The sequence below is a fragment of the Amycolatopsis oliviviridis genome, assembly GCF_014654365.1.
Taxonomy (GTDB): Bacteria; Actinomycetota; Actinomycetes; order Mycobacteriales; family Pseudonocardiaceae; genus Amycolatopsis; species Amycolatopsis oliviviridis.
This window is the reverse complement of record NZ_BNAY01000001.1, coordinates 1030948-1052856: the sequence shown is the minus strand read 5'-3', so window position 1 is coordinate 1052856 and position 21909 is coordinate 1030948. Positions and strand designations below refer to the sequence as shown.

The 21909-nt window shown below is 68.4% G+C and carries 17 protein-coding genes; 9 read left to right on the top strand and 8 right to left on the bottom strand.

All coding sequences use genetic code 11. The features are described 5' to 3' along the window. Positions 1-161: 161 nt before the first annotated feature. Positions 162-569 (bottom strand): winged helix-turn-helix transcriptional regulator, encoded by a 408-nt coding sequence (locus IE302_RS04480; RefSeq protein ID WP_229907590.1) that lies wholly within the window; start codon positions 567-569, stop codon positions 162-164. 77 nt (positions 570-646) lie between these two features. Between IE302_RS04480 and IE302_RS04475 the strand changes: the two genes are divergently transcribed. Together IE302_RS04475 and IE302_RS04470 are read left to right on the top strand one after the other, a co-directional pair. Next, the gene (locus IE302_RS04475; RefSeq protein ID WP_229907589.1) at positions 647-1510 is read left to right on the top strand and encodes an enoyl-CoA hydratase/isomerase family protein; all 864 of its coding nucleotides are present in this window, start codon (positions 647-649) and stop codon (positions 1508-1510) included. Between the two features lie 301 nt (positions 1511-1811). Beyond that, positions 1812-2129: a hypothetical protein gene (locus tag IE302_RS04470; protein WP_191251975.1), complete on the top strand. Its 318-nt coding sequence runs from the start codon at positions 1812-1814 to the stop codon at positions 2127-2129. A 666-nt stretch (positions 2130-2795) separates the two neighbouring features. On the opposite strand, the gene IE302_RS04465 is transcribed toward IE302_RS04470, so the two are convergent. Both IE302_RS04465 and IE302_RS04460 read right to left on the bottom strand, forming a co-directional pair. Continuing rightward, positions 2796-3731: an alpha/beta fold hydrolase gene (locus IE302_RS04465; RefSeq protein ID WP_229907588.1), complete on the bottom strand. Its 936-nt coding sequence runs from the start codon at positions 3729-3731 to the stop codon at positions 2796-2798. A 210-nt stretch (positions 3732-3941) separates the two neighbouring features. Next, a complete protein-coding gene (locus IE302_RS04460) occupies positions 3942-5381 on the bottom strand; it encodes a HEAT repeat domain-containing protein (protein ID WP_191251971.1) in 1440 nt (479 codons plus the stop codon). Between the two features lie 147 nt (positions 5382-5528). Here IE302_RS04460 and IE302_RS04455 point away from each other — a divergent pair, with 147 nt between their 5' ends. Beyond that, on the top strand, positions 5529-6173 hold the full coding sequence (locus IE302_RS04455) for a lytic polysaccharide monooxygenase auxiliary activity family 9 protein (protein WP_191251969.1): 645 nt from the start codon (positions 5529-5531) through the stop codon (positions 6171-6173). 90 nt (positions 6174-6263) lie between these two features. Here the strand turns inward: IE302_RS04455 and IE302_RS04450 are convergent, their stop codons facing one another. Further along, positions 6264-6596, bottom strand: coding sequence for an ArsR/SmtB family transcription factor (locus IE302_RS04450; RefSeq protein WP_191251967.1), 333 nt, complete (start codon positions 6594-6596; stop codon positions 6264-6266). 167 nt (positions 6597-6763) lie between these two features. On the opposite strand from IE302_RS04450, the gene IE302_RS04445 reads away from it, so the two are divergent. The 3 genes from IE302_RS04445 to IE302_RS04435 all read left to right on the top strand — a co-directional run bounded on the left by IE302_RS04445 (position 6764) and on the right by IE302_RS04435 (position 13016). Beyond that, the gene (locus IE302_RS04445) at positions 6764-7912 is read left to right on the top strand and encodes an FAD-dependent monooxygenase (protein ID WP_191251965.1); all 1149 of its coding nucleotides are present in this window, start codon (positions 6764-6766) and stop codon (positions 7910-7912) included. 71 nt (positions 7913-7983) lie between these two features. Further along, positions 7984-8862 carry an antibiotic ABC transporter ATP-binding protein gene (locus tag IE302_RS04440; protein WP_191251963.1) on the top strand — a complete coding sequence of 293 codons (879 nt, stop codon included), beginning with the start codon at positions 7984-7986 and terminating at the stop codon, positions 8860-8862. Next, complete coding sequence (locus IE302_RS04435; protein WP_191251961.1) at positions 8859-13016, top strand: NACHT domain-containing protein; 4158 nt, start codon at positions 8859-8861, stop codon at positions 13014-13016. The genes IE302_RS04440 and IE302_RS04435 overlap by 4 nt, the downstream gene beginning before the upstream one ends. Before the next feature lie 524 nt (positions 13017-13540). Here IE302_RS04435 and IE302_RS04430 read toward each other — a convergent pair. The 3 genes from IE302_RS04430 to IE302_RS04420 form a co-directional block, all read right to left on the bottom strand. After that, positions 13541-14890 (bottom strand): MFS transporter, encoded by a 1350-nt coding sequence (locus tag IE302_RS04430; RefSeq protein WP_191251959.1) that lies wholly within the window; start codon positions 14888-14890, stop codon positions 13541-13543. Positions 14891-15003: 113 nt separating this feature from the next. Further along, positions 15004-15483 (bottom strand): hypothetical protein, encoded by a 480-nt coding sequence (locus tag IE302_RS04425; RefSeq protein ID WP_191251957.1) that lies wholly within the window; start codon positions 15481-15483, stop codon positions 15004-15006. A gap of 50 nt (positions 15484-15533) precedes the next feature. Continuing rightward, positions 15534-18242 carry an AfsR/SARP family transcriptional regulator gene (locus IE302_RS04420; RefSeq protein WP_191251955.1) on the bottom strand — a complete coding sequence of 903 codons (2709 nt, stop codon included), beginning with the start codon at positions 18240-18242 and terminating at the stop codon, positions 15534-15536. A gap of 153 nt (positions 18243-18395) precedes the next feature. On the opposite strand from IE302_RS04420, the gene IE302_RS04415 reads away from it, so the two are divergent. Together IE302_RS04415 and IE302_RS04410 are read left to right on the top strand one after the other, a co-directional pair. Beyond that, entirely contained in the window at positions 18396-19472 is a 1077-nt protein-coding gene (locus tag IE302_RS04415; RefSeq protein WP_191251953.1) for a hypothetical protein, read from the top strand. A gap of 94 nt (positions 19473-19566) precedes the next feature. Further along, entirely contained in the window at positions 19567-20049 is a 483-nt protein-coding gene (locus IE302_RS04410) for a hypothetical protein (protein ID WP_191251952.1), read from the top strand. A gap of 105 nt (positions 20050-20154) precedes the next feature. Here IE302_RS04410 and IE302_RS04405 read toward each other — a convergent pair whose 3' ends face one another. Then, on the bottom strand, positions 20155-20697 hold the full coding sequence (locus tag IE302_RS04405) for a DUF4232 domain-containing protein (RefSeq protein ID WP_191251950.1): 543 nt from the start codon (positions 20695-20697) through the stop codon (positions 20155-20157). 205 nt (positions 20698-20902) lie between these two features. Here IE302_RS04405 and IE302_RS04400 point away from each other — a divergent pair, with 205 nt between their 5' ends. After that, positions 20903-21898 carry a phage baseplate protein gene (locus IE302_RS04400; protein ID WP_191251948.1) on the top strand — a complete coding sequence of 332 codons (996 nt, stop codon included), beginning with the start codon at positions 20903-20905 and terminating at the stop codon, positions 21896-21898. The last annotated feature ends 11 nt before the right edge of the window (positions 21899-21909 follow it).

Below are 21909 nucleotides of genomic sequence, written 5' to 3'. Positions count from 1 at the left end.
CCAGGTGGTGCTACGCGATTATCTTCGCCAAAAGCGGAACTCGAACCCGATACTTTGCTCGTGAGCTTATGAAATCAGCCATAGCCGTCTGCAGGGTCACCGCTGATTCGACATGGACGTGATGCTGGTTTTCCCGCGATTTCCTTGGCAGCTGACCGCTTCTAGGATTGTTCAGAGCGGAGACGCTGGTCGTAGCCTTGCTGGCACTTTTGGATTTCGTCGGTATGAGCGACCGTCCAGTCGTACAGCCGACCGAACGGCTCCCGAAGGGATTCACCGAGCGGGGTAAGGGAGTACTCCACCCCGACCGGTGAAGTCGGCAGCACCCGCCGCTCGATCATCCCGTTGCGTTCCAGACGGCGCAGGGTCTGGGTCAGGACCCGCTGGGTCACACCTTCGAGGCGACGTTTGATGTCGTTGAACCGACGAGGCTTTTCGAGGACGGCCATCGCCATCATCGACCACTTGTCGGTGATCTGGTCGAGAATCGGACGGCTGGGGCAGTCGGCCCGGTAGACGGCGCCGGCGTCCTCGTTGGTGCCAGAAGTGGCCATGCCGGTATCCCCCACGATCCTTACGATGCCCAAAGTGCGTTCTTGACGCTGGTCGATCCCCGTCGGAATCTAGGTATACATCAGGAACCTAGATGCCTGCCAGGTACGGATCGGAGATCTGCATGCACCACGACGCCTACGCGACCCTGCGAGTGAGTCGCGAGGCCGGCATCGTCCGCGTCACCCTCGACAACCCACCCGTCAACGTCCTCGACGTCGCTCTCATGACGGACCTCCGGCGGCTGCTGACTACATTGCGAGACGACGACTCGGCCCGGGTGATCGTGTTCGACAGTGCCGACCCGGAGTTCTTCATCGCCCACGTCGACATGTCCCTCGTCGACGCGCCGGACGCCTTCGACGAACTCGCGGCCGAGGTGCCCGCCGGTCTCAACGTCTTCCAAGCGCTGGGGGAAATGTTGCGGCAACAGCCTCAGGTGACGATCGTCAAGCTCGCTGGCCTGGCCCGCGGCGGAGGGGCGGAATTCGTCACAGCCGCGGACATGGCGTTCGCGGCGATCGGCCCCACCGGAATCGGCCAGATCGAGGCCCTCATGGGAATAGTGCCCGGCGGCGGAGGCACCCAGTACCTCGCCGGCCGGATCGGCCGCAATCGCGCTTTGGAGGCGGTGCTCAGCGCCGACCTGTACGACGCACAGACCGCCGAACGCTACGGCTGGGTCAACCGGGCACTCCCCGCCGACGAGCTCGACGACGTTGTCGACCGCCTGGCCCGCAACATCGCCGCACTGCCCGATGGCGTGGTCGCCGCCGCGAAACACGCCATCACCCCCGACGATCTGGCCGAGGGCTACCGGCGAGAACACGACGCCTGGGCGGACCAGTTCGTCCGGCCCGCGGCCGAACGGTTGATCCGAGCCGGTCTGGCTCACGGCGCCCAGACCCGCGACGGCGAACGTGATCTGGAGGGTTTGCTCCGCAGGCTGGCAGGCTGATCAGTGCGGCACCCTGGGCGCTCCTTTCGCCGGTTTCGCCTTCAGAGTGAAACATCTGATGGGAGCGATTGCCCGGCGGCCGATCCGGGTACCTGAAGGATCATGTGGATGGTGCTGGTGATCCCGTTGCTGGTCATGTCGTTCGCGCTGCTGATGGAGCGCGTCGAAGCGAATGTGCCCGAACGAGATCTGAGTCGCGCTCCCGAACCGATCTGAGTCACCGTACGACACCGGCTACTGCTGGTCCTCGGACTCCGGTTAGCGGTGCACCCGGTGTTGGACTCCGCGTAGCGTCGTGGCCATGTCCAAGGGACAGAAGCCCGCTTTGAGCTTCTGGGGTCTGCTGGGCCGCGTGGCCGGGTTCCTGTTCGGCGTCAGCCTGACAGTCTTCGCCGTGCTGACGATGACAGGCGACATCGTTTTCCTGAACGGAGCGGGTGAGCCCACCACCAATGTCTTCAACCGCATACTGCTCGGGCTGGTCTACGGCGTCTTGGGACTGACGAGTGCGGGTGCCGCCATCGCCGGATTCCCCGAGGCGCCACACAGCAGCAACGGGCGCACCGATCGCGAGAGCGGCTTCGACAGCGACGGTGACGCCGACGGCGAGTTCGACTGAAAGCCCGCGGTACAACGTCACGTGTCTGCCTGAAGCCCTTCCTGGATCAGGTTCCCGGCGGCGCTGCGGCCCAGCCGGAGGAAAGGGGCGGCGCGGCCGATGTCGCGATCGGTGAACTCGTAGACGCCCCGGCAGGCCTGCGATCGCGCCGGTCAGCGCCGCCACGACGTCCCGCGCGTGCCGCGCCGCGCGGATCAGATCGGTGGAGCCGTCCTCATCATGCTCGGCGACGTAGGCATCGCCCTCGGTCAGCCAGAGCGACTCCACCTCGTCACCACGCCGCGCCTCACACACGACCCGTCGCGCCGTGGCCGGGGCGAACCACCAGGCCCCTGTCCACGGCCGACGGCCGGTCACGAACACGGCGTCACCGTCCGGGCCGGGGAACGAATCGCCCTGCTCGTCCGGGACGGCGTAGTGGGATCGCCCCGTCTCCTTCGGGACGCACAGCGTGTTCGCCACCGCGAAATCCACCTCGTCCGGAAGATCGGCGCCGGTCAGCGCGACGGGATACACGGACTCGCCCGTCCAGCTCCCGACCGCCCAGCCGCGTGCGGTCAGCCGGATGCCGGTCCGCTCGGGCGGCGCACCCTGTCGCACGGCTTCGTCCAGCGCCAGCACCAGATCAGGGTCGATGACGGACTCGATCACGGCGCACAGAGTACGTCACCCGCACACCGAATCGAGGTGCGCCAGGAGCAGAGAGGTCGTGGCCTCGGCGGCTTCCTCGGGGATGTTGTGCCCGATTCCCTCCAGGACCTCCAGCCGGTACGGGCCGGTGACCCAGTTCTTGGTCGCGTGGATACCCGAAGGCGCGACCATGGTGTCCTTCGTGCTCGCGATGAAGAGCGTCGGGACCGTGACCGGCCGCTCGTAGCCTTCGAAGTCGTTGGCCCGGTACCAGTTCAGGGCGGCGGTCAGGGCGCCCGGCTCGGAAAGCCGCCGGAAGTACTCCGCACACTTTTCCAGTGGGACGCCCGGGAGCTTGGGCGGCCCTGACGCGAGAATCGAGTCCTCCGGGATCGGAGCGGGCTGCCGGAAGAAGTCCATGTACTCGGACGCCTTCCGCTGTGCGGGATCGGTCCGCAACGCTTCGGCGAAGGCGCCGAGATGCGGCACGGAAACGGCGGTCAACGACCGCACCCGGCGGGCGTGTTCCGCCGCGGCGATCCAGGCGACCGCGGCGCCCCAGTCGTGGCCTACCAGATCGAACCTGCGCCACCCCAGCGCGTCGGCCATCGCGTGGACGTCCTCGACGGCGTGGTCCAGCTGATAGTTCCCGATTCCGGCGGGCCGTACGTCCGGCGAGTAACCCCGCTGGTCCGGAGCCACCACCCGGTAGCCTGCGGCGGCGAGCGCGCGCAGCTGATGCTCCCACTCGATGCCGAATTCCGGGAAACCGTGCAGCAGGAGCACTTTCCGGCCATGGCGTGGCCCGGCTGCGACGGCGTCGAAAGTGCCTGCGGGCGTGGGAATCCGCAGCGGGGTGAGCCGCGGCGATTCGGCGGCGGACGCCGTGCCCGCGATACCGAGAGATGCCACACCGACGGCGGCCGTGGCGCTCAGTTTGATGAAGTCACGGCGAGAGGGAGGGATCGACATACGGCCAGCCTGGCGGCCGACCGGGACGAGGACCATCGGGCACGCCCCCGTTGTCCCGCTGGGGCAAGCCCTACCCGCGTTCACGGAAGCCGTGACAACGACCGTTTCGGCCACCGGCCTCGTTACCGCCGGGGTGGAAGGCCAGTGCGTGCAGGCGGGCTATGTGACGGCTGAAACCGGCATGCTGAGCCGGTCGTCCACAGAGGACAGTCAGTGAGCGGTTGCTCGCAGCGCAGCGGCGGCAGCGGACCGGACGGCCGGGTGGGGGTCGGACAGTGCGTCGGCGAGGAGGGAACGCAGACTGTCAGGGGCGGCGGTTCGGCCCAGGGCGGTCGCGGCGTTGGCCCGGACGCGTGGCCTGGGGTCACCCAAGGCTTCGGTCAGCAGCGGGAGCGCCTTTTCGTGGGTGATCCGCCCGAGTGCCGTGGCGGCGCGGGATCGGACCAACTCGTCCTCGTCCTTGAGCGCGTTGGTCAGCGTCCAGATGTAGGACGCGTCGGCTCGTTGGCCGATGATCCAGACGATGGCGCGGCGGACGAGCGGGTCGGGATCGTGGCCGGGCAAGTGGTACCGCGTGCCGATGCGGGCGAGGATTCGCCCGGCGAGCTTGCGGACACGCCGCTCGCGGGTGGTCAGCAGCACCTGCACCACGGTGAGCGCGACCGAGTCATCGGCCAGGCGAGCCAGGCCGAGGAGGGCGGTGTGGACGTGCGAACTGTCGCAAGCGGCAGCCAACCGGCCGAGAGCGCGGCGGTCGCCGTGCTTGGCCAGGACGCGGAAGGCCCGCGCGCGGACGCCGGGGTGGACGTCGTCGGTCGCTTTGAGGGCGGCGGGTGTTGCCAGCGGCCCGCCGATCCTGTTCAAGGCCAGAAGGGCGCCCTCACGAACGTCTGGCGAACCATCGTCGAGCAGCGGCACGATCGCCGGCGCGGCCTCCGGCGCTTCGAGCTTGCCCAGTGCCTCCATCACGGGCAGCGCCGGGACGCCGTCGGACTCGCGCAGTACGTCGATCAGCGGACCGGTCGCCTCGGTGACGCGCAGGTTGCCGAGCACTTCCGCGGCCGCGAAGCGGCCTGGGCGGCGGTGGCGCAGGTGCTCGATCAGCACCGGCGCGACCCGAAGATCACCGGCCCGGCTCAGTGCACGGGTGATTTCATGTTCCGCGCCGTGATCTACCCGCCCCAGCGCATCGGCCAGGACGTCCAGCCGTTTCGGGTCGCTGGTCTCGGCGATGCGCTGGGCGGCGCCGCGGCCGAACCAGATCCGACCGCGGTTCGTCTCGTTCAGCAGCGTCACCAGCAGGTCGAACACCTCCTCGGAGGCCTGCGCGGTGAGGCCCTCCAGAGCGGCCTGAACGACGCTGGCGGCGGGGTCGGACAGGCCCCGCATGAGGATCGATTGACAGGCGGGGTCGTGGCCGGAACCGAGGGCGCTGACAGCGATGGCGCGGACCGCGCCGTTCGGATGGGCCGCCAGGGCGGCCACCCAGGCCGACCCGACCGGCTCGGAGACGACCGCGTGCGCGTGCTCGTAGAGCGCCTTATGCGCCTCGGCGCGCGCCTCCGACCAGCCTTCCGGCTCGATCGGTTCGAGATCGACCAGCCGGGCGACCAACGCGTCCCCGATGACCGAATCCTGAGGTTCGTGCATGACGTCCAGTGTGCCCGGCCGCGCCACCGAAATTCGCCCGGTGGAGCACGCGCGAAATCGGCGGCGCCCGACTTTCGGGCCTACAAGCCAGTGCGCCTGGACACCTACCGTGATTTGGTCTAGACCTATCAGGAGAGGAGCTCCGCTGTGAAGTTTCCCCGCTCCGCCGTCAAAGTCGCGATACTGACCGTCGTGCTCGGCACGGTCTCGGTGTTCACCGCCGTCCCCGCCCTCGCGCACGGCTCGATGGGCAACCCGATCAGCCGGATCATGCAATGTTTCCAGGAGGGTCCGGAGAACCCGCGGTCGGCCGCGTGCAAGGCCGCCATCGCGGTGGGTGACAGCTGGCCGATCTACGACTGGGACGAGGTCAACATCGGCGACGCCAGCGGCCACAGCCGCGAGATCATCCCGGACGGCAAGCTGTGCAGCGCCGGCCGGAGCAAGTACAAGGGGCTCGACCTGCCCCGCGCGGACTGGCCGGCGACCACGATGCCGGGCAGCGGCCCGTACACCTTCAAGTACCAGCTGACCGCCGCGCACCCGGGCACCTTCGAGCTGTACGTCACGAAGCCGAGCTACGACCCGACGAAACCGCTCAAGTGGTCCGACCTGGAAGCCACCCCGTTCTACAAGCAGAACAACCCGCCGATCGTCGGCAACGCCTACCAGCTCAAGGCGAACCTGCCCGGCGGACGCACCGGCAGGCACCTGATCTACTCGATCTGGCAGCGCCACTGGCCCGACTCCGGCGAGGCCTTCTACTCCTGCTCGGACGTGATCTTCAACTGACTCCGCGGACCAGTTGCATTTCGGTGGGACACGAAGGCCTCCGGTCGGTGAAGCGGTTCGCGGACAGCTCCACTTCGCAACCGGAGGCCTTCACTCACCGGTCCTGGTGTCGCGGCGCTCCAGGGCCAGCAGGTCGAGCAGGCCGGGGAGCCGGCGGTTGATTTCCGCCCGGCGCAACCGAATTCCCTTCCGGTTCCCGTAATTGATCTCGTGGATGAGGCCGGCCTCGCGCAAAACCCGGAAATGGTGCGTCTGCGTCTGCTTGGACACCGGGAGATCGAACGAGTTGCAGGTGCGCTCGCGGTCGCTCCCGTCCGCCGCCAGCTCCACGATCACGGTGCGGCGATGCTCGTCGGCGAGCGCGCGGAACACCGTGCCCAGATCGGCATTCCCGGCATCTTCGGCCGGACCCGAGCCGGTCATCGCCTCACCTCTTTCAGGTACGTCTTGCATCGTACCTCACGGTCGTGCTTGACTTCAGGTACGACGAACGACGTACCTGAAGGTGCGTGGCAACCGCGCCGGGCTTCGCTTGCGCACGAAGCCTGCCTGCGGCGCCCGTCGCTTCCCTCCTCGGAAAGGTTGCGGCCATGACGCCTTCCCGCGTCCTGATCCACGGTGCCGGTATCGCCGGCCCCGCTCTCGCATACTGGCTGGCCCGGCGCGGGTATCGGCCGACGGTCGTCGAGCAGGCCAAAGAGCTCAGATCCGGCGGCAGCGCCATCGTCGTCAAGGAACCGGCGCTGACGGTCGCCAGGAGCATGGGCATCCTCACGCGGTTGCGCGAAGTCGCCACCGGCTCAAGCGTCCTCTCGGTCCTCGATCCGGACGGGCGGCAGCTCCTCCGGGTCCCGACGACTTCCCCGCAGTCGGTCGAAGTGACCCGATCCGACCTGTCCGCGGTGCTCCACCAGGCAGCGCGCGACGACGCGGAGTTCCTCTTCGACGACACGATCACCGGCCTCCGGCAGGACCGATCAGGGGTCGAAGTCACCTTCCGCCGGTCACCGCCGCGCCGTTTCGACCTGCTCGTCGGTACGGACGGCATCCATTCCCCGGTGCGCCGCCTGGTCTTCGGACCGGCGGAGCGGTTCACGACCGGTCTGGGCATGTACGGCGCGACGGTGCCGGTGGAGCCCAGCGCACTTGATGACCCGGAGGCGGCTGTGATGCTGACCGCGCCCGGCCGGATGCTCACCATCCACCCGTCCCGCGGGAGGCCACTCGCGATGTTCACCTTCCGCGGCGGGCGGGTGCCCGGCTACGACCGCCACGACACCGCGCTCCACAAGCGCATGGTGGCCGAGGCGTACGCGGGGATCGGCTGGCGAAGCCCCGAGCTGGTCGAGGCGTACCAGAACCACCCCGCGCCCTTCTTCGATCCACTCGCCAACGTGCGGATGGACACGTGGTCGCGCGGCCGCGTTGCCTTGCTCGGCGACGCGGCATCCGCGGTGGCCCTGCTCGGCGACGGGTCGAGCATGGCGATGGCCGGTGCACACACGCTGGCCGAAGCGCTCGCAGCGCATCCCGGTGACCATGCGCGAGCCTTTCAGGCCTACGAGACGAAGCACCGGCGGCTGGTGGACCCGAGGCACCGGCGCGTCGGCCTCGTCGCCACGCTGCTCGTTCCGCGAACTCGGCACGGGCTGGCGCTGCGCAATCTCGCCGGCCGAGCCGTCGGCCTCGCCACCCGCACCCGAAACACCGTGCCCGCCAAGCAGAACAGCCGACTCTAAGACCGAGTGCGCCCGTACCGTCACAGTATTATTCGCCTTGCTGGTCACGATCGACCTTCCGGAGGTGGCTGGTGGCACGGGTAGTCGTCGTTCACGGAGTCGGACAGGAGTTCCTCGGGCCGGAACTGATGTGCCATCAGGTCGGACCCGCGCTGCGGGACGGCATCCGGCTGGCAGGCGAGGTGGATCCGGACGCCGAGGTGGCCTGCGCGTTCTACGGCGACCTGTTCTTCCCACCTGGCGTCCGGTCCTGGCACCTGCCGCCATGGGACGAGCATGACGTCGACGGGCTGGAAGCCGACCTGCTGGACTCTTGGTGGGCAGGAGCAGTCGCGGTCGACCCGGACATCGCCGACCCGGCGGGAACCCGTGGTGCCGCAGGATTCGCGGTCTCCCGCGCGCTGTCGTCCCGTGCGGTCCGGGCGAGATTGGACGCTCTCAGCGGATCACGGTTCTTCGCCGCGGTGTCCGACCGGTTGCTGATCTTCGCCCTCAAGCAGGTCCGCCGATATTTGACCGAGCGGCCGCTTCGCGAGGCCGTGCGTGCTCGGGTCGCCGCTGCGATCGACCCGGACACCCGAGTGCTGGTAGGGCACTCGCTGGGTTCGGTCGTGGCCTACGAAACGTTGTGCGCCGATCCGAGTCTCCCGGTCACCGATCTGGTGACGCTCGGCTCTCCACTCGGCCTGCGGTCGGTGGTGTTCGACCGGCTCGACCCGGCGCCGATCGGAGAGGTCGGACTGTGGCCGGGCACCGTGCGCCGCTGGACGAACATCGCCGACCAAGGGGACGTCGTCGCGCTGCCGGGCCGTCTGGCGGACCGCTTCCCGGACGTGCAGGACGAAACGATCGCCAATGGCGTCCGCATGCACGATCTACTCCGGTACTTGACAGCGCCCACGACCGGACGTGCGATCGCCCGAGGCGTCCGGAACGGCGATGAATCATGAGCCGTCGCTTCTTGATCGCGCTCGGCGTCGGCGTCTACCGGGACAGCGGGATAACGGACCTTCCAGGGGCTCCCGACGACGCCGACCGCGTACGCCGGGTGTTCGCCGACCTCGGGTACCGAGAGGTCCTTCCTGATCTGGCGTCCGTGCCCGGCCGGGAGGTTCCCCACCGAATCGAAACCTGGGCCCACGAAACACGACTGGGTGCCGAAGACATCGTGGTGGTCTATTTCGCCGGGCACGCCGAGAAGAACGCCGAACGGCACCATCTGCTGTGCGCCGACTACGAGCCGGGGCGGTGGACGACGGCATTGCCCAGTGAGGAGCTGGCAAGACCACTGGTCGGCCACGCCTTCCGGAACCTGCTCGTCGTGCTCGACACCTGCTACGCGGGGGCCGGCGGCGGCGAGGTCGCCGCAATGGCGGCGGATCTGGCGACGACACAGCCGAAGCCGGTGGGCCGCTGGACATTGACGGCGGCGCGCGGCAAGGAAACCGCCGAAGACAACGTGTTCGTCGACGCGCTCGAACACGCCCTCATGTCGCTCGGCCGCACTCCCGGTGTCGAGGAGATCGTCCAGAGCATCAACGCCTACTTCTCCGCACATGGCCGACGGCAGCACGCCACGTATTCCACCGTCGACAACCCCGGCACCAGCCCCTTCTTCCACGCCACGAACGGCAGCGGAGCACTCGATCACGCCCGCATCGCCGAGTTGCACCGGCTCGACAACGCACGCTTCGGCACCTCAGGTCGCGGTGTGCGCGACGTGACCGACCCGGGAGACCATTTCACCGCCCGCGCGACGGCACTCGCCGAACTCCTCTCCTGGCTGGGCTCCGACACACACGACCGTCGCGCACGGGTCGTCGTCGGCGATCCCGGTTCGGGCAAGACCGCCCTGCTGGGCCGGTTGCTCATGCTCACCGACCCACGCCACCCGGCTCGCCATCATCTCCGGCAGCGGGCGGAGCCCAGCCGTGAAATGGACGTCCTGGCACTGCACGCGCATGCCGACGACGTCTTCACCGAACTGGCCACCGTGCTCGGGCATCCGCAAGCGACGGACGCCGAACTCCAGCTCATGCTGAACAAGCGCGAAACTCCGCTTCTGCTGATCATCGACGGCCTGGACGAGTCCGCGGAAGGTACGCGATTCGCCCGGCTGTTGCGGCCGTTCACGACACTTCCCGGGCTGCGGCTCGTGATCGGCTCGCGTCGCGCGCTCCTGCCCGAACTCGGCACCGGCATCGCGGTGATCGATCTGGATGAACCAGACCATCTCGCCACCGCCGACATCGCCCTCTACGCCTTGGGCATCCTCCTCGATACTCAGGATCCGAACAGCCTCTCCCCCTATCGTGGCCGACCGGAGGAGGCCGCGGCGCTCGGCGCGGTGATCGCCGAGAAAGCCGCTCGTATGTTCCTGTACGCCCAGGTGACGGCGAGCGCCGTCGTCAAGGGCCAGATAACCGTCGGCACCGCGGAACCCGACTGGAAGGATCGGCTGCCGAACGACATCAACCAGGCCTACTCCACCTATTTCTCGCGGTATGGCGACCAGCGGATGAAAGTAGAGCGCCTGCTGCGACCGCTCGCGTACGCGCAAGGTTCGGGCCTGCCCCGGTCGACCGTGTGGCCTGCCCTGGCCACCGCGCTTTCAGGCAAGGAATGCACCGCCGAAGACGTGTTCTGGCTGCTTGAAACGGCGAGTGAATACATCGTCGAGTACCCGTCGGCGAACGGTCCGGTCTACCGGCTGTTCCATGAAACGATGGCCGACTATCTCCGCCGATCGTTCCCGGACGCGGACTCTCACCGGACGATCACCTTCGCTCTCCTCGGCCTGATTCCCGCCGACCGGTCCGGACACCGGGAGTGGCCGGTCGCGCCCCCGTATCTCCACCATCATCTGGCCGCCCATGCCGCCGCGGGCAAGGTGCTCGACCGCTTGCTGGCCGATGCCGATTTCCTTGTGTACGCCGAACCCGACGGCCTCCTCTCGGCCCTGCACGACCTACCTGCCCGGCTCGATGGAGCGACCTATCGAGCGTCCGCGGCCACCCATCGTCGGCTGTCCCCTCGGCGACGGCGGCAGATTCTCGCCATGGACGCCGCGCGCTTGGACGCCCCGGACCTTCATCGTGCTCTTTCGCGGAATCTGACGTGGGTCACGCGCTGGGCCACCGGACGGCAGAACAGCCTCGCCTTGAGCACGGACATCTCGGGCGACGAAAGCATCGTGTCGATGGCGTGCACGACGACGTCCGATCACGCCATGGCAGTCACCACCGGAACGGATCGGACGGTACGCGCCTGGGATCTCACGACCGGGCTACCCGGCGCCACCCTCGACGCGGGGATGGCGGACCCCGTCGCTTGCGCTGTGGCGCCCGACCGGTCGCTGGCCGTCGTCGGCGACAGTGCGGGGACATTGTGGCTGTGGGACCTCATCACCGGCGTCCACACCGAATCACCCAGCGATCACGGCAGGGTTCACGCCGTGGCCTGCGGGACTCTTCGCGGCCATCCCATCGCGGTCACCGGCGGCGAGGACGGCACTCTGCTCGTCCGGGATCTCGTCACCCTCGAGCACCGCGTGCTGAACGGACGCCGGGGACGGATCACGGCGGTGGCCTGCCGGACCGTCGGTGATCGTCCGACCGCCGCCGCCATCGGCAGCGACGACGTCATCCAGGTCTGGGATCTCGTCGACGGCACACTTTTGCGGTTGCTCGGTCCTCACCGGCAAGTGGTGGATCTCGATCTCGCGGAGCTCGACGGTGATCCGGTGGTGGTGACGGCCGGCGACTCGACCAAGGTATGGGATCTCCGCACTGGCGCCGTTCGCCTGGAGACGGGTCTCGGGGACGGCTGGATCAACGCCGTCGCCTGTACCACCGTGGACGGTCATCCGGTCGCCGTTCTCGGCGGAGACCAGGGAACAGTCCGTGTTCGCGACCTCTCGACCGGCGAATTGCGCGCTGAGCTCCCCGGACACCGAAGCTGGGTCAGCGCGGTCTCTCACGTGGACGTGGACGGGCGCCCTTTCGCGGTGACTGCGAGCGGCGACGGGACCCTTCGCAGCTGGGACCTCACGACGGCGGCGACCGCCGGGTCCCCCGCTCCGAGCCACACGGCCGAGATCACGGCCATCAGCGGAGCCATCGTTTCCGAGCGCGCTGTGCTGGTCAGCGCCGGCGAAGATCGCACCGCGCGGGTGTGGGACGTGACGACCGGCGAGACACGCGCGGTCCTGGGCGACCCGGGCACGGCCCTTCACGACGTGGCCACCACCCACCTCGACGGCCGCTCCCTGGCCGTCACCGGAGCGGCGGACGGCACGGTCGGCGTGTGGGATCTCGACACCGGCGAAGCGCGCTACGCCCTACGCGGTCACTCCGGGCTCGTGCACCTCGTCACCTGCGCCGAGGTGCACGGCAAGCCCACGGCGATCACCGCGAGCAGCGACCGCACGATCCGGGTATGGGATCTCGCCACAGGTGAACCCACCTGGATTCTCGACGGGCACGAGGGCGCGGTGCGCACCGTCGCGACGTCGACCGTCGGGGGCGAACCCGTACTGCTGACCGGCGGGCACTTCGGTCCGGTGCGGATCTGGAATCTGGCGACCGGCGATCTGCGCGGCACCTTGACCGATTCGTCCGGAGGAGGCGCCATCGCCACCACCACGATCGGCGGACTTCCGGTGGCCGTCGTCAACAGCAGGCGCGACAACAGCACTGGTGTCTGGGATCTGACAAGCCTGACCCGAACGAACCTGGCCGCCCCACCGGCGCGTGCGCTGGCCGTTCACGACCCGATCCGCGGCGGCGACCCGGTAGTCGTGCTCGCCTGCCTCGACGACACCGTCCAGATCTGGAATCTGATCCATGACGAGCACCGAATCACGTTGCGCGGCCACGTCGGGCGGATACGCCAGGTGGGCTGCTCGGTGATCAAGGGCAGGCCGGCGGTCGTCAGCCTGGGAAGCGACGACACGGTACGGCTGTGGGACATGGGTACCGGTAAGGAGCTGGCTGTGTTCGACTTCGCCGGTCCGGTCAACGCGGTACGGCATTTCGTCCGGGACGGCTGCCTCGCCGTGGCCACGGGGACGGATCTCGTTGTGCTGGAGCAGAAAGACGGCTGACTTCGCGGCGGCTACTCCCCTTCGGCGAGGGTGAGCCGGTCGTCGTAGGGATACCGGTCATGCTCGCCCCGAGAGTCCATATGGGGCCTTCACCGTCTTGAACGTGGCGCTCGGGACGTGCTGTCCTGTTGTTCGGTGCGGTGCGTCCAGGCAGGCGTCGCCGGAGTGCGCTGGGTTGGGTGGTCGTGAGTGGCGATTCGTGTTCTCTTGAGGGGTAGGGCCGAGGTGTCGTGTTCGTGGTCAGGTCGGTGGCTCTGCGCGGCGTAGGGCTCAGGGCACTGGCTGTGTGGATTTTGGTGCGTTGGATGCACCGAAATCCACACAGTCCCGCGTGACCGGACCGGTCGCGTAGGGGTGTGTGGAAACAGGGACGTTGAACGTCCCTGTTTCCACACACCCCTCACGCTCAGCGACGCCACGCGCTCGTCCACGAGGCAAGTGTGTGAAGGGCGAGTTCCTCGGCTGAGCCGAGAGAAGGGGCCTTCATGGGATTGCCACGCGGCCGGACACATTTGCCTTATCTCTCAATAAGCCCGCTCTGCGCCGAAGTCGGCCCCCTTGGTTTCGGCGCTGAACAGCAAGGCGACGAGGGTGACCACGATGGTGGCGACCAGGTACAGCACGACGGCGGTCGTTCCATGGTTCTTGACGAGCCAGACGGCGATGAGGGGAGCCGGAGCGCCGGCGATGATCGACGAGCCCTGGAAGACCAGGGAGGCTCCGGCGAAGCGGCGCTCGGTCGGGAAGAGTTCCGCGATCCAGGCCGCCTCCGGACCGGCGAGAAGGCCGTGCAGTGCCGCGCCGACGCCCACGCCGACATAGAGCAGCGGCAGGCTGTCGGATTGGACCATCAGGAAGAACAACGGCGCCCAGACCGCCAGTCCCGCGGCGGGGACCAGCATCGCGATTCGCCGTCCGACCACATCCGACCAGTGGCCGCCTGCGAGCATGCCCGCGAACTGCAGCAGGGATCCGACGGTCACCGCGAGAAGGACGTCGGATTTGGTGTATCCGAACGAAGTCGTGGCATAAGCCACCACGAAGACGGTGTAGACGTAGAACGCGACGTTCTCGCCCAGTCGCACGCCGAGGCCGCGCAGGACCGGTCCCGGGTGAGCGAGTGTTTCCAGGATGCTCGACCGCGACCGTTGGGCCGCGGCGGAGTCCGCACGTGAACGCGCCTGCTGGAACACCGGCGACTCGTCGATGCGGCGGCGGATCCAGAAGCCGATGACCAGCAGCGGAACGGCGAGCAGGAAGCCGATGCGCCAACCCCACTGGGCGAACTGCCCACTGGACAGCGCCATCGTCAGCAACCCCACGACCCCGGTCGCCAGCACTGTGCCGAGCGGGGCGCCCGCCTGCGGCCAGGCGGACCAGAACCCTCGGCGGCGAGGGCTTCCGTACTCGCTGACCATCAGCACGGCGGCACCGAACTCGCCACCGAGCGCGAAGCCCTGGACCAGGCGCAGGACGACGAGCGAGATCGTCGCCCCGATCCCCGCCTGCGCGTAGGTGGGCAGCAACCCGATGGCCGAAGTGGACAGTCCGAGCAGCAGGAACGTCACGACCAGCATGGGTTTGCGGCCGAGGCGGTCGCCGAGATGCCCGAAGACGATGCCGCCGATCGGCCGCGCGACGAACCCCAGTCCTTGGGTGGCCAGAGCCAGCAGCAACTGCGCGACGGCGTTACCGCCGGGGAAGAACAGCGGCCCGAGCACGGTCGCGGCGAGGATGCCGTACAGGGCGAAGTCGTACCACTCCAGGACAGCCCCGGCGGTACTACCCGCCAGCACACGGCGGAACGCCGAACGGCTCACCCCGGCCGTCGGCTTCGCTACGGCCACCTCGTCCGGGCTGGGCAGGTCGGGCATGTTCGCTCTCCTCGGAACGGCGACCGGTCAGCGTGCGATAGCCGGACACTGACGTCCTGATATCGGGCACCGTGAAGATAGTCGCTTACCCCGGAGCCCGCAATCAACCGTGGTCAGCCCGGATGTGGCAGCCAGTCTCGAGTGTCCCGATGACGGCCCAGCCCGACCGCGTCGAACTCGTCGAAGTGGTGGTCGCCCCTGACCGCCCCGAGGTGCCGAAGAGCTTGGGAGATCGGACTACCGGCTGCCGCCGATGGCTCGCCCTCGCCCAGATGCAGTGGTCCGAGAATCACCTTTCCGCCATCCCATACCTGCGCGGACTGCATCCCTGCCCCGCCGAAGAACTCGGCCTCGGCGTAAGCCACGGGACCGTTGGCCGAACAGGCCGCCAGCGCACGGTCGAAGCCGGCGGGAGCCTTCCAGAACCCGGCGAGTTCGGCCGCTCCGGCGACGGTCACCGCGTCGAAGAACTCGTCGGTCATGGGCAGCAGGAACAGGCGCTGACCGAGAGGCACGATGCGTGCCTCCTCGACAGAGCCGGCCAGTGCGCGGAGCACTGGTTCGGCGGCGATGGCCGCTTGCAGGCAATACATGTCGGCATTCTCGCCTGGCCGCCAATACCCGGACGATCACCGCGCCGACATCAGTTCCCCGGCGTCAGCTTGGCCCGGACGGCCACGGCGTCCGGGTGCCCAACGCTGCTGAGCAACGCTTCCGCCCGTTGCCAGGCCTGACGGGCCGCGTCGACATCTCCCGCGTGATGACGGGCGTCGCCCAACTGATCGGCGGTGGCGGCCTCGCTGTACGTGTCGCCCAGGTCGTGGAAGAGATCGCCGGCCAGCGCGTGATAGTCGGCGGCGAGGAGGTATTCGCCGCGCCGGTGGTGCACGTAGCCGAGGGTGCGCAGGACGTGGGCTTCGCAGTCGCGGTCGCCGACGTCGCGCAGCAGCTGTAGTGCCTCCGAGCTGTAGGCGATCGCGGGTTCGTCCTGCCCGAGCCGGGCGCTGTACCAGCCGAGCGCACTGACGCTGAAGGCCTCCCATGGACGATTCTCCCTGGCACGGAACAACTCCAGCGCCCGGTACGCGTGGTTCAGTGCGGTCTCGTGGTCTTCGCGACCCCCGCCCGCGAGACCGAGGGAAAAGTGGGTCGTGGCTTCCCCGGTGAGATCGCCGATCTCCTGATACAGGGTCAGCGCGCCGGTCAAGTCCGCCAAGGCCTGCGCATGATCGCCGGCCATGCTGTGCACCCGGCCGAGCAGGTGCAGGGCGGCGGCTTGCGCGGCGCGATCACCGAGGCGCTTCGCGGCGTCCAGAGCGATCCGCTGGGTCGCGGCCCGCTGGTCCCAGCGGCCGCTGCGGGTGAGGAACGTCGAGATCGTCCACGGTAGCTGCCACGCGTGCGTGTCGAAGTCCCCGGAAGCGACGGTGAGCTCGATCGCCGCGAGTATCGAGGCGTGCTCGGCGCTGAACCAGCCGATCGCCTCGTCGTAGGTCGCGATAACACCGGGCGCCGCTCCATCACGCGGTTCGGTCAGGGTGATCGGCGGCCAGTGCGGGGACAATCTGCGTTCCGCGGCGAATCCGGTGTGGAGATAGTGATCCAGCACCCGCCCGAGCGCCTCCCGCGTTTCGTCCTCGGACGCCTGCTCCCGGGCGAAGGCGCGGAGCAGGTCGTGGGAACGGAACCGGCCGGGACTGTGCTCGTCGACCATGTGCGTCCGGTTCAGCTCGGCGAGCAATGGCCGCACCCGGACGGTCGTCACGCCTGCCAGCGCGGACGCCGCGGCCAGGCCGATGTCCGGTCCGGAGTGGACACCGAGGAGCCGGAACAGCCGAGCCGCTTCGACGGAAAGCCCGTGGTACGACCAGGAAGTCACCGCGCGCACGCTGGAGGCCGGATCACCCGCGTCCAGCGCGTCGAGGCGGCCCTGTTCGTCCCGCAGTTCCGCGACGAGCGCCCGCAACGGGAAGCCGGGATGCGCGATCGCCCTCGCGGCCACCACGGCCAGAGCCAGCGGCAGTCCCCCGGTGAACCGGACCAGTTCCTCGACGTCGGCCTCGTCGGCGAGCTCGCGCCGGTCGATCCGGTGGGTCAGCAACGCCGCTGCCTCGGACACGTCCAGCATCGGCATCCGAAGAGGGTGGGCCTGTTCGGCCGCGACGAGCCCGGTCAGCCGGCTGCGGCTGGTGACCACCACCAGGCACTCGCTCCCGCCGGGCAGCAACGGCCGGACCTGGCTCTCGTCCCTCGCGTTGTCCAGCACCACCAGCAGACGTCGTCGCGCCACCAAACCGCGGAACAGCGCGCCGCGCCCGTCGGCGTCGTCCGGAATCCGCTCCGGCGAAACCTGGAGCGCGTCCAGGAAGCCGCGCAGCACCACACCAGGTTCGAGAGGCGCCGCGGTGGGATCGAAACCCCGGAGATTGACGTACAGCTGACCGTCAGGGAACCGGTCGAGCCGGTCATGGGCCCAGCGCAGCACGAACGACGTCTTGCCGACACCGCCGGGACCGCCGATCACCACCACTCCGGACGACCTGCCGTCCAACGCCTCCAGTTCGCCCGCGCGCCCGACGAACACCGGCGGCCGGGCGGGCAGTTGACACGGCGCGGCGGGCTCCACGGGCGCGGCGATCGCCGCGTCGGCGGAAACGACCTGCAGGTGCAGACGTCGCAGAGGCGGGCTCGGATCCACGCCCTGTTCCTCGGCGAGACGACGGCGCAGCCGGTCGTACAAGGACAGCGACTCGGCTTGGCGGCCGTCCCGGTAGAGCGCGAGCATCAGCTGGCCCGCCAGCCGTTCGTCCCGCGGGTGCTCGGCCGTCGCGGCGAGCAGGCCGGGAATGAGCTCCGCGTGCCCGCCGAGGCGCAGCACGATGTCGTTGCGGTGCAACCACGCGGCGAACCGTTCCTTCACCAGCCGGCCGCGCAAGGCCGCGAACCACGGGGTGCCCAGCGAGCCGAACGGCTCGCCGCGCCAGAGAGCCAACGCCTCGTCGAGCGGAACGACGGCCTCGGCGTCCGCCAGGCCGTACGCTTCCTCGACCAGCGCCCGGAAACGGTGCAGGTCGACGTCATCGGGATCGACGTCGAGCACGTAACCGCCTTGGCGGCGGACGATGTCGACGCCTTCGATGCGCCGCAGCCGCGAAATGTAGGTGTAGAGGTTGTCCACGGCGCGATGCGGGAGGCGGTCGTTCCACACCCGATCGAGGATCTGATCGGCCGGCACCACCCGGCCGGCGTCGACCAGCAAGGCGGCCAGCACACCTTGCTGCACCGCGTGGCCCAGGTCCACCGGCCGCTCGTCCACGTAGGCCTCGATGGCCCCGAGAACTGCGAAACGCATGATCACTCTCCCCCGTCGGGCACATCCTAGGACGGGTGCGCGAACGGCGCTTTCCGGTCTTGCCGAAACCTTGAATTCCCAGCTCAGCGGCACGCGACTGGATCACGAAGAGTAAATAAACTAAGCCCACTCGCCACGAAGGGGGCCAATTCCGTGAATCGCACGACGCTGGAAAAACACATTCTGGCGCGCACGCCGTACAACCAGATAGCGGCGGCTCTTTCGCTCGCTTTGTTCATCGTGGTGCTGCTGTACGCGGGGTGGACCGCCCTGCTCGTCGTCTTCGTCCTGTGGTCGGCGGCCCTGGCATACGGCGGGTTCGCGTCCAGCCGTCGGGAGTTCGCCAAAGTGGTGCGAGCCCGCGAGGAGGACCGGCACGTCCACGACGAACTGATCGCTCGCCGCGGAAGACTGGTTCAGTTCGCGGACACGGCCTTCGAAGAGCGTTCGACCGTGGTGGCCGCCCGCTTCGGGCGAGTCGACCAGAACGTCGACGACCTGGTGGATCCGAGGAAGGCCGTCCGGGCCCGGCACGCCGCCGAACTCGTCGCCCAGGGCGTGATCAGCATGCGATTCTGTGGCTTCCCGGTCACCGTCTTCGACCTCGACGTGATCAACGAGGCCGATTTCGCGAGCCTCGTCAAGATGGGCAAGGCGGAACGGGCGATCGAAGCCTCGATGGTGCACCTGACCGTCTGCGCCGTGACGCTGCCCTATCCCCTGCCGTACCTGTCTTCCCTGGCCGCTTGGGAACCCGGCATGCTCGCGGAACTCGAGGAATCGATGGACGACGTTCCCGCGGAACTGCGGCATACCGACGACCCGGACTTCGCCTCCCTGCTCCTGTCCGTCCCGAAGCTCCTGCGGGCGGCGCACGACCTGGACCTGCTCTGGACGATCAGCGGGGATCAGCTGGTCGCGGCGGCGATGAGCACCACCGGGATCACCCCGGAGAGCGCGCTGCGGCGCGCGACCGACCTGGCCGCGGTGGCCGCCGCACTCCCGTGGGACCGGCTGGAACCGTTCCGGCGGGACACCGCCGACATCCCGGCGCCGTGGCCGCTGCACCGCAGCCGGTTCGTCACCCACCAGTGGTGGGTGGGGAACGACGAGTCCGGTCCCACCGTGCGGCGCTGGGAGCATGACCCGATCGGCAAGACCGGCACGTACGCCTTCGTGGGCATCGGGTCGGATCTCGGCGCGCCGCGCGGCGCGTTCAAGGTGTCGTGATCCGGTTGAGTAGTTCTACTCGTGGCAAACACCAGGAGTCTCGGCAATATCGGTACGGACCGCTCCGCGGAGAGCGGCTGACCTTGGGGGTTCCATGAAGTTCCGCCATGCCTTCACCACGCTCGCCGTCACCGCCGGCCTGGCCACCGCGTTCGCGCCGGCCGCGGCCGCCGAGCCCGTCGCGAGTTTCGACTTCACCGCCGAACAGGGCGCTCACCCGGTCGACGGCAGAAGCGGTCACTGGACCGCCTCGCCGGAGAACGAGGTGCGGTTCTGGGAAAGCGGCGCGACCCTGCGGGTGGACGCCGAGACCGATCACGGGTTCGACTTCATCGCGCTCGACTTCACCGCGCCGTCCGGAAAACTACAGCCCGGTACCTACAGCCATGTCGAAGGAGCCCACATCACGACCACCTCCAACGGCCTGGCCTGCATCGACGACTATTCGACGTTCACGATCGACCACATCGAACGCAACGCCGAGGGGCGGCTCGTCGCCCTCGACGCGACGTTCGAGCAGCGCTGCTACAGCCCCACGTCGCCCGCACTGCGCGGCGAGGTCCACTACCGGCGCTGAACCTGATCGCCTCGGGTGCCAAGTCCGTGAAGGCCTCCTTGCGGGACCCGGGGTCCCGCAAGGAGGCCTTCACGGACCGGTGCCAGACGTCACGTGGCCACAGGGTCAGACAGTGGGCGCGGTCCCCGCCGTCACCGCTCCGGTGCGGATGGTGTGGCTCTCCGGGGCGGCGTTGACCGCACCGAAATCCCAGGGCAGGGTGATCCGCGGGTCACTGGTGTCACCGCGCGGGCTGGTTTCCTGGGGTGCGGTGACCGTGATCGCCAACGGTGTTTCCTGCTGCGGGGAGCCGATCGCGCTCCAGTGCAGCGGAATGTAGGCCGAGGAGCCGTCACTGATCTCCACCCGCGGAGCGTCCGGAGCGGCGTCGGAGGAAAGCACCACGTCGTGGGCCCCGACGAGGTCGAGAGGCAGCGTGCCGGGCAAGGTGCAGGTTTCGCCCTGCTTCGCGGTGAACTGGATGGCAGCGTCCCGCCCACCCGCGCCCGCCCCGCCGTAGACGAGCTGACTGGTCACCTGACCGGAGGTGCAATCGAAGTCCGTGGGCATCGCCGCGGCGGTACCGGCGGCCGAGACGGTGAACCCGGCCGCCGCTCCGGCGACCAGCAGGACAACGGCGCTCCGGCGGATGTTCTTGCGAGTGGTCATCGATCTTTCCCTTCTGCCGTAATCGCTCTCGCCATCGAAATGCCCACCGCGTGATCACGGCATGCGCCGAGGTGAGATTGATCAGCCGCAAGCAACCTCGGCCGGGTCGACGCGTCTACACGATCACAGGCGCGCCTTTGTACGGATCTTGTACGAGCTTGAAGAATTTTCGTTCGGACCGCGAAACCCGACGAAGGCGAGTGCCATGTCCGAGCAGGTGCACCCGGATCCCGGCGGATCCCGGTTCTCTCGACGTTCATTGCTGCGCACCGGTGGCGGTCTCGCCGCGACGACGGCGTTGTTCGGCGCCGGCGCCGTGTTCGCCGGACCGGCCTCGGCGGCGATGCCGGTGTCCAAGCGCTTCGACCTCACAGAGCCGTCCTACGACGAGTTCCGCAGCAAGATCCTGCACGAATCGCACCACGTGATGCAGGGCTTCGCGTTCGACAACCAGAACGTGCGGATCTTCATCGTGAACGCCCGCAACGGCGGGTCCGGGGACGACCTCTGCGTCACCCAGGTCAACTTCTCCGGCGAGATCCAGGGCTCGATGCACCTGGACAACGCCGGGCACGGCGTGTCGATCGGTGTCGAACCGGTGGGCAACGACTCCTACATCTGGATGGAATGCGACTCGAACGGCCCCACCGGTGACGGCCGCGGAACGGCACTGGCCAGGTTCAAGTTCGTCAACGGCGGCAAGCCGTCGGTGAAGAAGTTCCTCACCGGCAGCGACACGATCACCTGCGCGACCGATCCGATCAACAAGCGGATCGCGGTACGCCGCAAGGAGAGCGGCAAGATGTTCATCAGCGTCTACCCGCTCGCGTCCGCCGCGGCCGGCGACTTCAGCACGCCGCTGGTGCGTTTCGCACAGCCCGCGCTGGCCCCGACCCAGGTGACGTTCCAGGGCTACACCATCTACGGCCAATATCTGTACACATTGGACGGTACCGGCCACGAGAACCCCGCCGACATCAACTCCTACCTCACGTGCATCGACATGAACACCGGCAAGGTGAAGAGCCGCGCGCTGACCAAGGCGGGACAGTCCCTGGTGTACCGCGAACCGGAAGGCCTCGGGATCTACCGAAGCCTGGCCGGGGAAACCCGGTTGTACCTGGGATTCGGGTCACGCAGCAGTATGGGCGATATCAACCGCTACGCGAACCTGTTCTACAAGAACGTCCTCATCGACTGAGAGCGCGGCGG

Excerpts from the sequence above, each read along its gene's own strand:
- IE302_RS04475 (WP_229907589.1), top strand. The coding sequence starts at position 647 with ATGCCTGCCAGGTACGGATCGGAGATCTGCATGCACCACGACGCCTAC.
- IE302_RS04450 (WP_191251967.1), bottom strand. The coding sequence starts at position 6,596 with ATGACCGGCTCGGGTCCGGCCGAAGATGCCGGGAATGCCGATCTGGGC.
- IE302_RS04405 (WP_191251950.1), bottom strand. The coding sequence starts at position 20,697 with ATGACCACTCGCAAGAACATCCGCCGGAGCGCCGTTGTCCTGCTGGTC.
- IE302_RS04420 (WP_191251955.1), bottom strand. The coding sequence starts at position 18,242 with ATGCGTTTCGCAGTTCTCGGGGCCATCGAGGCCTACGTGGACGAGCGG.
- IE302_RS04445 (WP_191251965.1), top strand. The coding sequence starts at position 6,764 with ATGACGCCTTCCCGCGTCCTGATCCACGGTGCCGGTATCGCCGGCCCC.
- IE302_RS04460 (WP_191251971.1), bottom strand. The coding sequence starts at position 5,381 with ATGCACGAACCTCAGGATTCGGTCATCGGGGACGCGTTGGTCGCCCGG.
- IE302_RS04465 (WP_229907588.1), bottom strand. The coding sequence starts at position 3,731 with ATGTCGATCCCTCCCTCTCGCCGTGACTTCATCAAACTGAGCGCCACG.
- IE302_RS04400 (WP_191251948.1), top strand. The coding sequence starts at position 20,903 with ATGTCCGAGCAGGTGCACCCGGATCCCGGCGGATCCCGGTTCTCTCGA.
- IE302_RS04470 (WP_191251975.1), top strand. The coding sequence starts at position 1,812 with ATGTCCAAGGGACAGAAGCCCGCTTTGAGCTTCTGGGGTCTGCTGGGC.
- IE302_RS04410 (WP_191251952.1), top strand. The coding sequence starts at position 19,567 with ATGAAGTTCCGCCATGCCTTCACCACGCTCGCCGTCACCGCCGGCCTG.
- IE302_RS04430 (WP_191251959.1), bottom strand. The coding sequence starts at position 14,890 with ATGCCCGACCTGCCCAGCCCGGACGAGGTGGCCGTAGCGAAGCCGACG.
- IE302_RS04435 (WP_191251961.1), top strand. The coding sequence starts at position 8,859 with ATGAGCCGTCGCTTCTTGATCGCGCTCGGCGTCGGCGTCTACCGGGAC.
- IE302_RS04425 (WP_191251957.1), bottom strand. The coding sequence starts at position 15,483 with ATGTATTGCCTGCAAGCGGCCATCGCCGCCGAACCAGTGCTCCGCGCA.